Annotated in this window: 12 protein-coding genes; 10 read left to right on the forward strand and 2 right to left on the reverse strand. The window is 74.0% G+C overall.

Annotated features, from left to right (window positions below; genetic code table 11):
• Positions 1 to 143 precede the first annotated feature (143 nt).
• Complete coding sequence (locus GA0070606_RS26020; RefSeq protein ID WP_091105381.1) at positions 144 to 923, forward strand: HAD-IIA family hydrolase; 780 nt, start codon at positions 144 to 146, stop codon at positions 921 to 923.
• Between the two features lie 99 nt (positions 924 to 1,022).
• On the opposite strand, the gene GA0070606_RS26025 is transcribed toward GA0070606_RS26020, so the two are convergent.
• On the reverse strand, positions 1,023 to 1,817 hold the full coding sequence (locus GA0070606_RS26025) for a hypothetical protein (RefSeq protein ID WP_091105383.1): 795 nt from the start codon (positions 1,815 to 1,817) through the stop codon (positions 1,023 to 1,025).
• 203 nt (positions 1,818 to 2,020) lie between these two features.
• Here GA0070606_RS26025 and GA0070606_RS26030 point away from each other — a divergent pair, with 203 nt between their 5' ends.
• Complete coding sequence (locus GA0070606_RS26030; RefSeq protein ID WP_091105385.1) at positions 2,021 to 2,833, forward strand: DUF3097 domain-containing protein; 813 nt, start codon at positions 2,021 to 2,023, stop codon at positions 2,831 to 2,833.
• 185 nt (positions 2,834 to 3,018) lie between these two features.
• On the opposite strand, the gene GA0070606_RS26035 is transcribed toward GA0070606_RS26030, so the two are convergent.
• The gene (locus GA0070606_RS26035) at positions 3,019 to 4,335 is read right to left on the reverse strand and encodes a serine hydrolase domain-containing protein (RefSeq protein WP_091105386.1); all 1,317 of its coding nucleotides are present in this window, start codon (positions 4,333 to 4,335) and stop codon (positions 3,019 to 3,021) included.
• Positions 4,336 to 4,541: 206 nt separating this feature from the next.
• Here GA0070606_RS26035 and GA0070606_RS26040 point away from each other — a divergent pair, with 206 nt between their 5' ends.
• From GA0070606_RS26040 to GA0070606_RS26075, 8 genes are all read left to right on the forward strand, one after another.
• Positions 4,542 to 5,015, forward strand: coding sequence for an NfeD family protein (locus tag GA0070606_RS26040; RefSeq protein ID WP_091105388.1), 474 nt, complete (start codon positions 4,542 to 4,544; stop codon positions 5,013 to 5,015).
• A gap of 4 nt (positions 5,016 to 5,019) precedes the next feature.
• Positions 5,020 to 6,126 (forward strand): SPFH domain-containing protein, encoded by a 1,107-nt coding sequence (locus tag GA0070606_RS26045; RefSeq protein WP_091105391.1) that lies wholly within the window; start codon positions 5,020 to 5,022, stop codon positions 6,124 to 6,126.
• Between the two features lie 213 nt (positions 6,127 to 6,339).
• Positions 6,340 to 7,143 (forward strand): hypothetical protein, encoded by an 804-nt coding sequence (locus GA0070606_RS26050; protein WP_091105394.1) that lies wholly within the window; start codon positions 6,340 to 6,342, stop codon positions 7,141 to 7,143.
• 163 nt (positions 7,144 to 7,306) lie between these two features.
• Positions 7,307 to 9,514, forward strand: coding sequence for a transglycosylase domain-containing protein (locus GA0070606_RS26055; RefSeq protein WP_091105396.1), 2,208 nt, complete (start codon positions 7,307 to 7,309; stop codon positions 9,512 to 9,514).
• 162 nt (positions 9,515 to 9,676) lie between these two features.
• Positions 9,677 to 10,240 (forward strand): dihydrofolate reductase family protein, encoded by a 564-nt coding sequence (locus tag GA0070606_RS26060; RefSeq protein ID WP_091105399.1) that lies wholly within the window; start codon positions 9,677 to 9,679, stop codon positions 10,238 to 10,240.
• A 49-nt stretch (positions 10,241 to 10,289) separates the two neighbouring features.
• Entirely contained in the window at positions 10,290 to 11,111 is an 822-nt protein-coding gene (locus GA0070606_RS26065) for a TrmH family RNA methyltransferase (RefSeq protein ID WP_091105401.1), read from the forward strand.
• A 67-nt stretch (positions 11,112 to 11,178) separates the two neighbouring features.
• A complete protein-coding gene (gene argG, locus GA0070606_RS26070) occupies positions 11,179 to 12,630 on the forward strand; it encodes an argininosuccinate synthase (protein WP_091105405.1) in 1,452 nt (483 codons plus the stop codon).
• Between the two features lie 63 nt (positions 12,631 to 12,693).
• Positions 12,694 to 13,896 carry an epoxide hydrolase family protein gene (locus GA0070606_RS26075; RefSeq protein ID WP_091108199.1) on the forward strand — a complete coding sequence of 401 codons (1,203 nt, stop codon included), beginning with the start codon at positions 12,694 to 12,696 and terminating at the stop codon, positions 13,894 to 13,896.
• Positions 13,897 to 13,918 lie beyond the last annotated feature (22 nt).

The raw sequence follows: 13,918 nt of genomic DNA on the forward strand, positions 1-13,918 counted from the left end.
GCCGCCGACCGCCGCCGGGCCGACCGCAGCCCCGACCCGCGGCACCCGCCCGACTGCCGTCGGGCCCGGCCCGGTCCCCGGGCCGCCCACCGACCGCCGCGCCGGCCCCGCCGGCCGACCCGACACCCCTGGAACGAGTCGAGATGCAGGACCGCAAGCCGGTGGAGAGCTGGCTGACCGACATGGACGGCGTGCTGGTGCACGAGGGCCAGCCCGTGCCCGGCGCGCCGGAGTTTGTCTCCCGACTGCGCGCCTCGGGCAAGCCGTTCCTGGTGCTGACGAACAACTCGATCTACACGCCACGGGACCTCACGGCCCGGCTGAGCCGGATGGGCCTCGACGTGCCCGAGCAGGCGATCTGGTCCTCCGCGCTGGCCACCGCCCAGTTCCTGGCCGACCAGCGGCCGGGCGGCACCGCGTACGTGATCGGGGAGGCCGGGCTGACCACGGCGCTGCACGCGGTCGGCTACGTGCTGACCGACTTCGCGCCGGACTACGTGGTGCTGGGGGAGACCCGCACCTACAGCTTCGAGGCGATCACCAAGGCGGTCCGGCTGATCAACGACGGAGCGCGGTTCATCTGCACCAACCCCGACGTGACCGGCCCGTCGGTGGAGGGCGCGCTGCCCGCCGCCGGCTCGGTCGCCGCGATGATCTCCAAGGCGACGGGGGTCGAGCCGTACTTCGTCGGCAAGCCCAACCCGATGATGATGCGCTCCGCGCTCAACACGATCAACGCGCACTCCGAGACGACCGCGATGATCGGCGACCGGATGGACACCGACATCCTGTGCGGGCTGGAGGCCGGCCTGGAGACGATCCTGGTGCTGACCGGGATCAGCAGCCGCGCCGAGGCGGAGCGCTACCCGTACCGTCCGTCGCGGATCGTCAACTCCGTCGCCGACCTGGTCGACGAGGTCTGACGCGCGGGCCCGCCTCGGTGCGTCGGGCGATCCCGGGCGCGATCGGCGGAAGGCACGGACGGCAGGCCCGGCCGCCGGCGCGGCCGACCGGCGCGACGCTCAGGGGCGCAGCGGGGCGTTGCAGGCGGCCACCAGCGCCTGCCGGCAGGCGGTGGTCAGCGGGCGCAGCGCGGCGTCGCGCTGCTGGGCCTCGTAGTTGTTGACGGCGCCGCCGGGCGCGGCGTGCCCGGCCAGCGCCAGCACCCGGTCGAGCACGGCGGCCCGGGCGAAGAGCCGCCGGGCCCGCGGGTCGAAACCGGGCGGCAGGTCGGTGGCGCCGTCCGGCCGGCGCAGCGCCTCCAACGCCCCGGCCAGCTCGGGGCGCCACTGGGCGACGTCCAGCCGGGTCAGCGCGGCGGTGGTGTCGTGCAGGGCCGCCGCCAGTTCCGCCTCGGCCTCGGCCGCGCCGGGCAGCGCGAGCGAGGCGGCCGGGGCGTCGGCCGGCAGCGGATAGACCCGCCAGAGCACCGTCTCGAAGGTGTCGCCGGAGCCGGAGGTGTGCGTGCGCACGTGCGGGATCAGCCCGAGGCTGCCCGCCACGACCGCCTCGCCGGCGAGCAGCGCCGCACCGGCGAAGTCGCCCGGACCCGGCAGGCCGCGCGGGTCGCCCGGCGCGGGCAGCACCAGCCGGATCTCGTCCGGCGAGAGCTTGGCCAGGGTGGGCAGCGCCTCGGCCAGCGGGACGTCTGTCCAGGTGCCGGGCGCGTCGGCGACCAGGTGCTCCTCGTCGCCGGCGACGGCGTCGGCGACCTCGTCGAAGGGCACCAGCCCGGCGCGCCACGCGCGCACCCAGGCAACGAACCGGCTGGACCGGCGCGGCGCGAGAGTGGCCGCGCCCGCTGCGGGGGTGGACATGCCGAAAAGGGTACGTGGTCACCGCCGCCCCTGTCTCGACTGCCGCTCCGCCCGCCCACCGCCATGTCGATCATGCGATCGTGGTGGACGGGGCGTCGAACGGGGGCCCGTCACCCGGGCAGCGTGACCGCCCCCTCGGGGCGCCGTCACCCGTCGCGGCGTGTCGGATGCGGGGGTGCGGGCGGCCGGTTAGCTTCTCTGGCATGGGGCGGCGGTATGCGGACGACGTGTTGGCGGGGGACTGGCGGCGGCGCAAGGTCACGCCCGAGGTCGACGCGGAACCGGACCTCGTGGTCGAGGACGCCGACTCCGGCTTCTGCGGGGCGGTGGTCGGCTTCGAGTCCGGCGCGGTGGTGCTGGAGGACCGGCACGGCCGGCGGCGCAACTTCCCGCTGCTGCCGGCGGCGTTCCTGCTCGACGGGCAGCCGGTGACGCTGCGCCGACCCGCCCGCGCCCCCGTCCCGGCGGCCCGCCGGCGCACCGCCTCCGGCTCGATCGCCGTGGACGGCGTCCGCGCCCAGGTCGCCAAGGCCAGCCGGATCTGGGTGGAGGGCGTCCACGACGCCGCCCTCGTCGAGCGGATCTGGGGCGACGACCTGCGCATCGAGGGCGTGGTGGTGGAGCCGCTGGACGGCGTCGACGCCCTCGACGCCGAGGTGCGCGCCTTCGCTCCCGGCCCCGGCCGCCGTCTCGGCGTGCTGGTCGACCACCTGGTCCCCGGGTCCAAGGAGAGCCGGATCGTGGCGAAGGTGACCTCACCGCACGTGCTGGTCACCGGTCACCCGTACGTCGACGTGTGGCAGGCGGTCAAGCCGTCGGCGCTGGGCATCCGGGCGTGGCCGGTGGTGCCCCCGGGGCAGCCGTGGAAGGAGGGGGTCTGCGCCGCGCTCGGGGTGGCCGAGCCGGCCGACATGTGGCGGCACATCCTGTCCCGGGTCGACAGCTTCGCCGACGTGGAGACCCCGCTGATCAACGCGATGGAACGCCTGATCGACTTCGTCACCGAGCCCGCCTGAGCGTGGTTGCGGTCAGGGCCGGGGCCGCCGTGCCCGGTTCCGGGCGGCCAGGCTCCGCCTTCCGTCCGCGTGCGAGATCGTGCTCGATCCTGGATGTGGTGGCCTCGGGTGGCTCGCGAGGGCACCCGATCCAGGATGTTGCGTGATCCTGTTGGCCGTGGTGGCCCGGACAGGGACGGGCGGGGTCAGGGCTCCTGGTCGGGGGTGCGGGTGAAGACGAAGGTGGCGATGTCCAGGGCCGCCACCCGGCCGGCCTCGTCGCGCAGCACCGACAGGATCTCGCCGTTCTCCGGGCCGGAGCGGCCCCGCCAGCGGTCGGGCCCCTCCGGGGCGAACGCGCTCACCCGCTCCCCGCGTACGTAGACCACCAGCTCGCCCGCGCCCGGGTCCCAGGTGACGTCGAGCGAGGCGCCCATCCACCACCAGCGGCCGCTGATCTCCGCGACCTCCGCGGGCGGGGCGCCCGTGGCGGGCCGCCACGGGCGAGGCAGGGCCGGCTCGGCGTCCAGCACGGTGGTGAGGGCCCGCTGCGCGAGCCCGCCGATGCCGCCGGTGCGGAAGCCGTACGAGTTGGCGAAGCCGATCACGCCGGTGCGGGAGGGGCGGTGCACGGCCAGGGCGGCCACGTAGCCGGGCATCGAGCCGCCGTGCCCGACGTACACCCGCTCGCCGTCGCGGTAGAGCTCCAGGCCCAGGCCGTGCCCGCCGGTCCACGAGTCGAGGTCGCTGATCACCACCGGGGCGCACATCTCGGTCAGCGTCCGCGCCGCCAGCACCTCCGGCGCCGGGTCGGCCAGGAACGCCGCCCACCTGGCCAGGTCCTCGGCGGTCGACCAGAGCTGCCCGGCCGGCGCCATCGCCCCGGTGTCGGTGCGCGGCTCCTCCCGCAGGGTGTCGTGCCAGGGGTGCACCACGTAGCCGCGGGCGAACGGCTCCGTCGCCGCGTACGTCGTGCGGCGCATGCCGAGCGGCTCCAGGAGGCGCTCGCGCAGCAGGTCGGCCCAGGGCGTGCCGGTGATCCGCTCCAGCACCCCACCCAGCAGCCCGTACGCCAGGTTGGAGTAGTGGTAGGCCCGGTGGGCGGGATAGGCGATCTTCTCGGCGGTCACCCCGGCCAGCAGCGTGGCCAGGTCCGGGCCCTCGGCGCGCTCCCACCAGGCCCCCTCCGGCTCGCGCTGCAACCCGCTCGCGTGGCCGAGCAACTGCCGCAGCGTGAGGGCGCCGACGGGGGTGCCGGGCAGGTGCTCGCCCAGCGCGTCGTCGAGGGTCAGCCGGCCGGCGTCGCGCTCCTGCATGACCAGCACGGCGGTCATCGTCTTGCTGATCGAGCCGATCCGGTACTGCAGGTCGGCGTCGGGGCGCGGGTGTTCGCCGGCGGTGGCGAGGTGGGTAAGCGCGCCGTCGCGTACCACGCCGATCACCAGCGACGGCGTACGGCCGGCGGACTGCGCCTCCGCGACGAGGGCGTCGACCTGGCGGGCGGTGGTGGGCAGCAGGGGCACGGGGCGCTCCTCGCTCGGGGCCCGGGGCGGGCCGCTGGTGTGCCGAAAGTCGCCCCGCGGGGGCGCCGACCGGTGTGCCGCCGGGCGGCCCGCGGGGGCGCCGACGTACGCCGCCGGGCGGCTTGGAGGGGCGTCGCCGGCGTGCCGCCGAGCTTACTGATCTTCGAGGCTGGGTGGTGCGTGCACCGGCGTGTCACGATCGTGGGGTGGACGCCGTGCTGTGGATCGTGCTGGGCGTCGTGCTGGCGGTCGCCGAGATCTTCACCACGACGCTGTTCCTGATCATGTTCGCGGCCGGGGCCTTCGCCGCCGCCGGCGCCGCGGCCCTCGGCGCGCCGGTCGGCGTGCAGGCGATCGTCTTCGCCGCGGTGTCGGCGCTGACGGTGCTGGGCGTGCGGCCGACGCTGCGCCGGCACCGGCGCTCGGCGCTGGACAGCGGCGAGCAGGCCTTCGGCGTGGAGGCGATCGAGGGCAGCGCGGCGTTGGTGCTGGAGCGGGTCGACGCCGGGCAGGGCATGGTCAAGATCGACGGTGAGCTGTGGCAGGCCCGCTCCTACGACGCGAGCCAGGTCTTCGCCCCGGGCGACCGGGTGCAGGTGATCCAGGTGCGGGGCGCCACCGCCCTGGTGTGGCGGGACGACGTTTCCCCTTCCGGCGAGCTACCCGAAGCGAAAAGGTGAGCACATGGAACTCGTGATCCCGGTCCTCCTGATAGCCGTCGCGCTGATCGGGGTGATCACCCTGGCCAAGGCGGTGCGGATCGTGCCGCAGCAGCGTCAGGACGTGGTCGAGCGGCTGGGTCGGTACAAGCGCACGCTCAACCCGGGGCTGAACCTCCTGGTCCCCTTCATCGACGCGGTGCGCACCAAGGTCGACATGCGCGAGCAGGTGGTCAGCTTCCCGCCGCAGCCGGTGATCACCTCCGACAACCTGGTGGTCTCGATCGACACGGTCCTCTACTTCAAGGTGGTCGACTCGGTCCGGGCCACGTACGAGATCTCCAACTTCCTCCAGGCCATCGAGCAGCTCACCGTCACCACGCTGCGCAACGTCATCGGTTCTCTCGACCTGGAGCGGGCGCTGACCAGCCGCGAGGAGATCAACCGGCACCTGTCCGGGGTGCTGGACGAGACGACCGGCCGCTGGGGCATCAAGGTCACCCGGGTGGAGATCAAGGCGATCGAGCCGCCGCCGAGCATCCGCGACTCGATGGAGAAGCAGATGCGCGCCGAGCGGGACCGCCGCGCGGCCATCCTCAACGCCGAGGGGCACAAGCAGTCGCAGATCCTCACCGCCGAGGGCGAGAAGCAGGCCGCGGTGCTGCGCGCCGACGGTGACCGGCAGGCGCGGATCCTGCAGGCCGAGGGCCAGGCCAAGGCGATCCGGACGGTGTTCGACGCCATCCACCAGGCCAACCCGAGCCAGAAGGTGCTGGCCTACCAGTACCTCCAGGCCCTGCCGCAGATCGCCAACGGCACCGCGAACAAGGTCTGGATCGTGCCGGCCGAGCTGACCAAGGCCCTCGAGGGGATGGGCGGCGCGCTCGGCGGGCTGAGCCAGATGGTGGGTGACACCCCGGCGCCCGAGGCCGCCGACCACGCGAGCCAGGTCGAGCGCGAGGCGGCGGAGGCCGCGCAGGCCGCGGCGGCCGCCGCCCAGCAGATCCACGACGAGGTACGCGTCGCCGAGGCGCAGGCCTCCGGCGGCAAGCCGCAGGGACTGCCGGCGCCGGAGCCGGTCTCCCCGGCGAGCCTGCTCAACGACCCGGCCGACCAGCGCGAGCGGGGCTGACCGGCCCGGTCGACCAGCGCGAGCGGGGCTGACCGGCCCGGTCGACCAGCGCGAGCGGGGCTGACCGGCCCGGGCGGCGATCGCCCGGGGAAATGCGAGAAAGACTCATGGGGCGCTCCGGTGCCTGCCACCATCGGTCCTAGGACGGGCGGTGACCAGGCACCGGGGCGCCCCGGCGCGTCCCGCGCCGCTCGCGGACGAGCGAGGTGACGCATGAAGGATCCGGCGAAGCGGATGTGGTCCTCGGCCCCGGTGCCCGGCGCGCACGACCCCACCGGGCCGCTGGGGAGCCGGCGCACCGGCGGCGGGTTCGGGGTGCTGCCGTTCGTCGAGCCGACGCCGGTCGGGCCGGCCACCAACGCCAGCTGGGCCTGGTCGCTGCGGCGGCTCGCCCGGGCGGCGGTGTGGCTGCTTCCCGCGTACGCCGTGCTCTACGGCGTCGTGGCGATGGCCAGCGACGGCGGGGTGGGCAACGACCCGTACCCGGCCGACGGGCGGCCGCTCTACCTGGTGGGCTGGGTGGCGTCGGTCTGGCTCGGGCTGCTCGCGCTGCTGGCGCTGACGGGTCTGCTGGCGGCGGCCCGCAGCCGCCGGGCGGCCGTGGCGGGCCTGCTGGTGTCCATGGCCGGCACGGTGCTCATGCTGCCCTTCGCGGGGCTGGCGGAGCAGACCCCGGTCTTCGGCACCACCGCCCGCGCGCTCGTGCTCGTCGGGGCCACCTGCTACAGCGTGGGCTGGCTGCTGACCGGTTGGTCGGTGGCCCGGTCCGGGACGTTCAGCATCGGTGACGGCACCATGCTGATGATCGCCGCCCCGCTGCTGGGCGTCGGCGGCGCGCTGATCGGCTCGTTGCAGACCTTCGGGGCCATCTTCGTGCTGGTCGCCGGCATCGGCATCGGCTACCGCTCCGGGCGCCTGATGCCCCGCGACATCGTCCGCGACGCCGCCAGCGCCAGCCTCGCCACGGCCGCCGCCCCGACCGGGCCGGGCCCGAACGGCCCGCTGGCCGCCGGCTGAGCCGCGCGCCACCGGCGCAGGCCGCATCCGGGGCGGTGCCGGTGGGGCCCCCGGGGAGGCTGGGGCGGCTGGGTGGGAGGTCGCTGGCAGCCGGCGGTGAAGTTGCTGACAGGTGGCCCGCGGGGGTGGTCGGTCGGCGGCTTTCGTGGCAATCCTGGAGACCATGGCCCCACCCCGCTCGCCGCTGTCGCGGCTGTTCACCGTGCTGCTCGCCGGCGTGCTCGCCGGCCTGGTGCTGGCGGTCGCCGCGCTGCCGGGCAACCTGCTGTTCGGGTTCGCCGCCAAGGCCGCGGCGGGGTCGTACGAGGCGCTGCCCGAGGCGCTGCGCACCCCTGCCACGCCGCAGCGCTCCTACCTCTACGCCAACGACGGCAAGACGCTGATCACCACGTTCTACGACGTCAACCGCACCGACGTGCCGCTGGACGAGATCGCCCCGGTGATGCGGCAGGCGATCGTGGCGGCCGAGGACCGGCGCTTCTACGACCACGGCGGCGCGGACCTGCGCGGGCTGCTGCGGGCCGTGGTGTCGAACGCCTCCGGCGGGCAGCAGGGCGGTTCGACGCTGACCATGCAGTACGTCCGCAACGTGCTCAAGACCGACCCCGGCCGCACCGCCGAGCAGCGCGCCGCGGCCACCGAGCAGACCGTCGGGCGCAAGATCCAGGAGATCCGGTACGCCACGGCGCTGGAGCAGCGCCTGAGCAAGGACGAGATCCTCAACCGCTACCTGAACATCGCGTACTTCGGCTCCGGGGCGTACGGCGTCGCGGCGGCCAGCCAGCGCTACTTCGCCAAGGCCCCGGCGGAGCTGACCCTCGGCGAGGCGGCCCTGCTCGCCGGCCTGGTGCAGTCGCCGGAGGCGTACAGCCCGATCGACGGCGACGCGGACGCGGCGCTTCAGCGGCGCGGCTACGTGCTGGACGCGATGGTCTCCACCGGCGCGATCAGCGCCGAGGAGGCCGCGCGGGCCCGCGCGGAGAAGCTGACGCTGCGCCCCACCGCCCAGCCCAACGGCTGCACCGCCGTCGCCCAGGGCCACGACGACTGGGGCTTCTTCTGCGACTACCTGCGGCAGTGGTGGCTCGCGCAGCCCGCGTTCGGCGAGACCGTCGAGGAGCGCGAACAGGCCCTGCGCCGGGGCGGCTACACCGTGGTGACGTCGCTGGACCCGCAGGTCCAGGCCACCGCGCAGAAGGAGGCCACCCGGGTCTACGGGTACGCCGACAAGCGCGCCCTGCCGATCGCCGCCGTCGAGCCGGGCACCGGCCGGGTGCTGGCGATGGCCGTCAACCGGCACTACAGCCTCGACGCCAACCCGGACGGGCGGGCCAACCGCCCCAACACCGTCAACCCGCTGATCTCCGGCGGCGACAGCGTCGACGGCTACCAGGCCGGGTCGACGTTCAAGCTGTTCACCATGCTCGCCGCCCTGGAGGCCGGCAAGCCCCTCGCGACCGGCTTCGACGCGCCCAGCCGGCTGCCCACCCGGTACGCCGCCGAGGGCGAGGGAAGCTGCGAGGGCCGGTGGTGCCCGGCAAACGCCAACCCGGAGTGGATGGACGGCTACCGGATGATGTGGGACGGCTTCGGTCGCTCGGTCAACACCTACTTCGTCTGGCTGGCCGAACAGGTCGGGCAGGAGAAGGTGGTGGAGATGGCGCAGCGCCTCGGCATCACCTTCCGGGCCGACGCCGACGCCGCGTTCGCCGAGAACGACGCCGCCAACTGGGGCTCGTTCACCCTGGGCGTGGCCGCCACCACCCCGCTCGACCTGGCCAACGCGTACGCCACGGTGGCCGCCGAGGGGACCTACTGCACGCCGCTGCCGGTGGTCTCGGTGACCGCCCCCGACGGCGAACGGGTGCCCGTGGGCGACCCGTCCTGCCGCCGGGTGCTCGACGCCGACGTGGCCCGGGCCGCCACCGACGCGGCGCGCTGCCCGGTGGGCCAGCAGTCCGCGTTCGGGCAGTGCAACGGCGGCACGGCCACCTCGGTGAACCGGATCCTCGACGGCCGCCCGGTCGCCGGCAAGACCGGTAGCTCGGAGCGCAACGCGACGGAGACGTTCGTCGGCTTCACCCCGCAGGTGGCGGTGGCCGGCATCGCCGCCAACCCGGACGACCCGACCGACTCGGTGGGCGCCGCGGTGCAGGCCAAGGTGATCGACGCGGTCGCCCGGGTCATCGCCACCGCCGTCGACGGGCAGCCGGAGAAGAGCTTCGCGGCCCCCAGCCGCGAACTCGTCGGCGACCCGCGCCGCCCGGTGGAGCGACCCCGGGTCGAGCCGCGTCGCCCCGCCGAGGAACGGCGGCCCTCGGACGAGCAGCGCCTGTCCGACCTGCGACGCTGGCTCGAGCGCCGGGGCTGACGACGCGCCGGGCCGGGCCGGCCGGTGCCGTCGCCCGGGTGGGTCCGGCGGGAAAAGACCTCCCGGAGAAATCTTCCCGGGGCCGTCGGATCCGGCGTCGCCGCTCCGACCCCCTGGCGAGAACGCCCACGAGGGGCGTCCGACGCCAACGGGAGCAGGACCATGCGGAAGATCGTCTACGGGGTGCACCAGTCGCTGGACGGCTTCATCGAGGGGCCGAACGGCGAGTTCGACTGGCCGCGGATGGGCCCGGAGCTGTCCGCCTTCTCGCTGGAGCAGTGCGGCCGGGCCGGGTCACTCGTCTACGGCCGCCGGGTCTGGGAGTTCATGGCGGCCTACTGGCCGCAGGCGGAGTCGATCTCCGACCACCCGCACGACCTCGCGTTCGTGCCGATCTGGCGGCGCACGCCCAAGGTGGTGATCTCGCGCACGCTCGCCGAGGCCGACCACGGTGCCCGGGTGGTCGGCGGCGGCGACCTCGCCAGGGAGGTCACCGCGCTCAAGGACCAGCCGGGCGGTGACCTGCTGCTCAACGGTGGCGCCGAAGCGGCCGCCGCGCTGACCGCGCTCGGCCTGGTCGACGAGTACCAGATCTTCGTGCACCCGGTGGTGCTGGGCGGCGGCAAGCCGGTCTTCTCGGCCACGGAGCGGCTGAAGCTGCGACTGGTGGAGTCGCGGACCTTCGACGGCACCTCCGTGCTGCTGCGATACCACCGGGCCGGCTGACGACGGCCGGGTCCGGGGGCGGCGCGGCGCGTCCGGCAGAATCGTGCGGGTGCCAGTCCACCAGATCACCGACCCGGACGACGACCGGATCGCCGACTACCGCGCGCTGACCGACGTCGAGCTGCGTACCCGCTGGGAGCCGCCGCACGGCCTGTTCATCGCCGAGGGTGAGCTGGTGCTGCGGCGGGCCCTGCGGGCCGGCTATCCGGCCCGGTCGTACCTGGTGGACGCCAAGCGGGTCGACCAGCTCGCCGACCTGGACACGGGCGACGCCCCCGTCTACGCGGCCACGCAGGACGTGCTGGAGCGGGCGACCGGCTTCCACGTGCACCGGGGCGTGCTGGCGTCGTTCCGGCGCAAGCCGCTGCCGGCCGCGGAGGAGGTGCTCGCCGCCGCCCGGCGGGTGGTCATCCTGGAGGACGTCAACAACCACACCAACCTCGGCGCGGTGTTCAGGGGCGCCGCCGCGCTCGGCATCGACGCGGTGCTGCTGTCGCCGTCCTGCGCCGATCCGCTGTACCGACGCAGCGTGCGGGTCAGCATGGGAGAGGTCTTCGCGGTCCCGTACGCCAAGCTCGAGCGCTGGCCCGCGGGCCTGGACCAGGTGCGGGAGGCGGGCTTCACGGTGCTCGCCATGACGCCCGCCCCGGACGCCGTACCGATCCAGCGGTTGACTCCGGCGCAGCGCGAGCGGGCGGCGCTGCTGCTCGGGGCCGAGGGGCCCGGCCTCACCGCGGCGGCCCAGTCGGCCAGCGACGTACGGGTGGTCATCCCGATGCGGCGCGGCGTCGACTCGTTGAACGTCGCCGCCGCCGCGGCGGTGGCGTTCTGGGAACTGGGTCGCGACGACCCGCCGTTCGGCAACGGGTAGCCGCCGAGGATGGTCGATCTCAGGTCTCGGCTTGCATGACCATGCGCTCTGGTGAATAATCTTCCCCGTGTCCAAGGTTCTCACCTCCCTGCCCATCGGTGAACGTGTCGGCATCGCCTTCTCCGGCGGCCTCGACACCTCGGTCGCGGTCGCGTGGATGCGCGACAAGGGCGCCGTGCCCTGCGCCTACACCGCCGACATCGGCCAGTACGACGAGCCCGACATCGCCTCGGTGCCCGGCCGCGCGCTCAGCTACGGCGCCGAGGTCGCCCGACTGGTCGACTGCCGCGCCGCCCTGGTCGAGGAGGGCCTGGCGGCGTTGACCTGCGGGGCGTTCCACATCCGCTCCGGCGGACGGGCGTACTTCAACACCACCCCGCTGGGCCGGGCCGTGACCGGGACGCTGCTGGTGCGGGCGATGATCGCCGACGACGTGCAGATCTGGGGCGACGGCTCGACGTTCAAGGGCAACGACATCGAGCGGTTCTACCGGTACGGCTTGCTGGCCAACCCGCAGCTGCGCATCTACAAGCCGTGGCTGGACACCGACTTCGTCACCGAACTGGGCGGGCGCACCGAGATGTCGGAGTGGCTGCTGGAGCGCGGCCTGCCCTACCGGGACAGCACCGAGAAGGCGTACTCCACCGACGCCAACATCTGGGGCGCCACCCACGAGGCCAAGACACTCGAACACCTGGACACCGGCATCGAGACGGTCGACCCGATCATGGGAGTCCGGTTCTGGGACCCGTCGGTGGAGATCCCCACCGAGGACGTCACGATCGGCTTCGACCAGGGCCGCCCGGTGACGATCAACGGCAAGGAGTTCGGCAGCGCGGTCGACCTGGTGCTGGAGGCCAACGCCATCGGCGGCCGGCACGGCCTGGGCATGTCGGACCAGATCGAGAACCGGATCATCGAGGCCAAGAGCCGGGGCATCTACGAGGCGCCCGGCATGGCGCTGCTGCACGCCGCGTACGAACGGCTGGTCAACGCCATCCACAACGAGGACACCCTGGCGAACTACCACAACGAGGGCCGCCGCCTCGGTCGGCTGATGTACGAGGGGCGCTGGCTGGACCCGCAGGCGCTGATGCTGCGCGAGTCGTTGCAGCGCTGGGTCGGTACGGCGGTCACCGGCGAGGTGACGTTGCGGCTGCGCCGGGGCGAGGACTACTCGATCCTCGACACCACCGGCCCGGCGTTCAGCTACCACCCCGACAAGCTGTCGATGGAGCGCACCGAGGACTCGGCGTTCGGCCCGTCGGACCGGATCGGCCAGCTCACCATGCGTAACCTGGACATCGCCGACTCGCGGGCGAAGCTGGAGCAGTACGCCACCCTCGGCATGGTCGGCGGCGCGGCCCCCCAGCGGATGGTCGGCGCCGCGCAGGCGGCGTCGACCGGGCTGATCGGTGCGATGCCGCAGGGCGGCGCGGAAGCCATCGCCTCCCGGGGCGTCCCCTCCGTCGACGACGAGGCACTCGACCGCGCCGCGATGGAGTTCGGCGTCGACTGAGCGACGACCCGGGAAGGGATCGGTGGAGCCGTCCGTGACCGGCCGGCCGTACGATTCGTGATCATGACGACTCCCGCAGACGCGAGCCTCCGTCCCTTCCGGGTCGACGTCCCGCAGCACGACCTCGACGACCTGCACGAGCGGCTCGACCGCACCAGGTGGCCCGACGAGCTGCCCGGGGTGGGCTGGGAGTACGGCGTCCCCCGGGACTACCTCATGGAGCTGGCGGGCTACTGGCGGCACGAGTACGACTGGCGGGCCGCCGAGGCGAAACTCAACGAGTGGCCGCAGTTCGTCACCACGATCGACGGGGCGGACGTCCACCTCGCGCACGTCCGCTCCCCGGAGCCCGACGCGACCCCGCTGCTCGTCACGCACGGCTGGCCCGGCTCGATCGTCGAGTTCACCCGGATCGCCGGGCCGCTGACGGATCCGCGGGCGCACGGCGGCGACCCGTCCGACGCCTTCCACCTGGTCATGCCGAGCATCCCGGGGTTCGGCCTCTCCTGGCCGACGCGGGAGACCGGCTGGGAGTTCCGGCGGGTGGCGGCCGCCTTCGCCGAGCTGATGCGCCGCCTCGGCTACCAGCGGTACGGGGTGCAGGGCGGCGACTGGGGCTCGCTCATCTCCCGCGAACTCGGCCGCACCCGCACCGACCAGGTCATCGGCGTACACCTGAACCTGCTGCCGCGCTCGGCCGCGACGGAGGAGCCCGACGCGGAGCTGCTCTCCTCCCTGAGCCCGGCGGAGCGGGAGCGGACGCTGGCCTCGTGGCGGCGCACGCGACAGTGGGAGCGCGACAGCGGCGGCTACGCGGCCATCCAGTCCACGCGGCCGCAGACGCTCGCCTACGGCCTGACCGACTCGCCGGTCGGCCAGCTGGCCTGGATCGCCGAGAAGTTCAAGGAGTGGACGGACTCGTCGGCCCGCCCGGAGGACGCCGTCGACCGCGACCACCTGCTCACCAACGTCATGCTCTACTGGCTCACCGGAACGGCCGGCTCGTCCGCCCGCATCTACTACGAGCGGGCGCACTCGGACTACTTCGACTCGCCGCCGGAGCCGTCGGCCGCGCCGACCGCGGTGGCCGTCTTCCCCCGGGACAACTTCATCCCGCTGCGGCACATCGCCGAGCAGACGAACAACATCGTGCGGTGGACCGAGTTCGACCGGGGCGGGCACTTCGCCGCCATGGAGGCCCCCGAGCTGCTGGTCGGTGACGTCCGGGCGTTCTTCCGGCAGCTCCGCGCGGAGACGTCCGACTGATCGAGCGGTCGAGAATCGGGGT

It is taken from the genome of Micromonospora citrea, from assembly GCF_900090315.1.
In the GTDB taxonomy this organism is placed as follows: domain Bacteria; phylum Actinomycetota; class Actinomycetes; order Mycobacteriales; family Micromonosporaceae; genus Micromonospora; species Micromonospora citrea.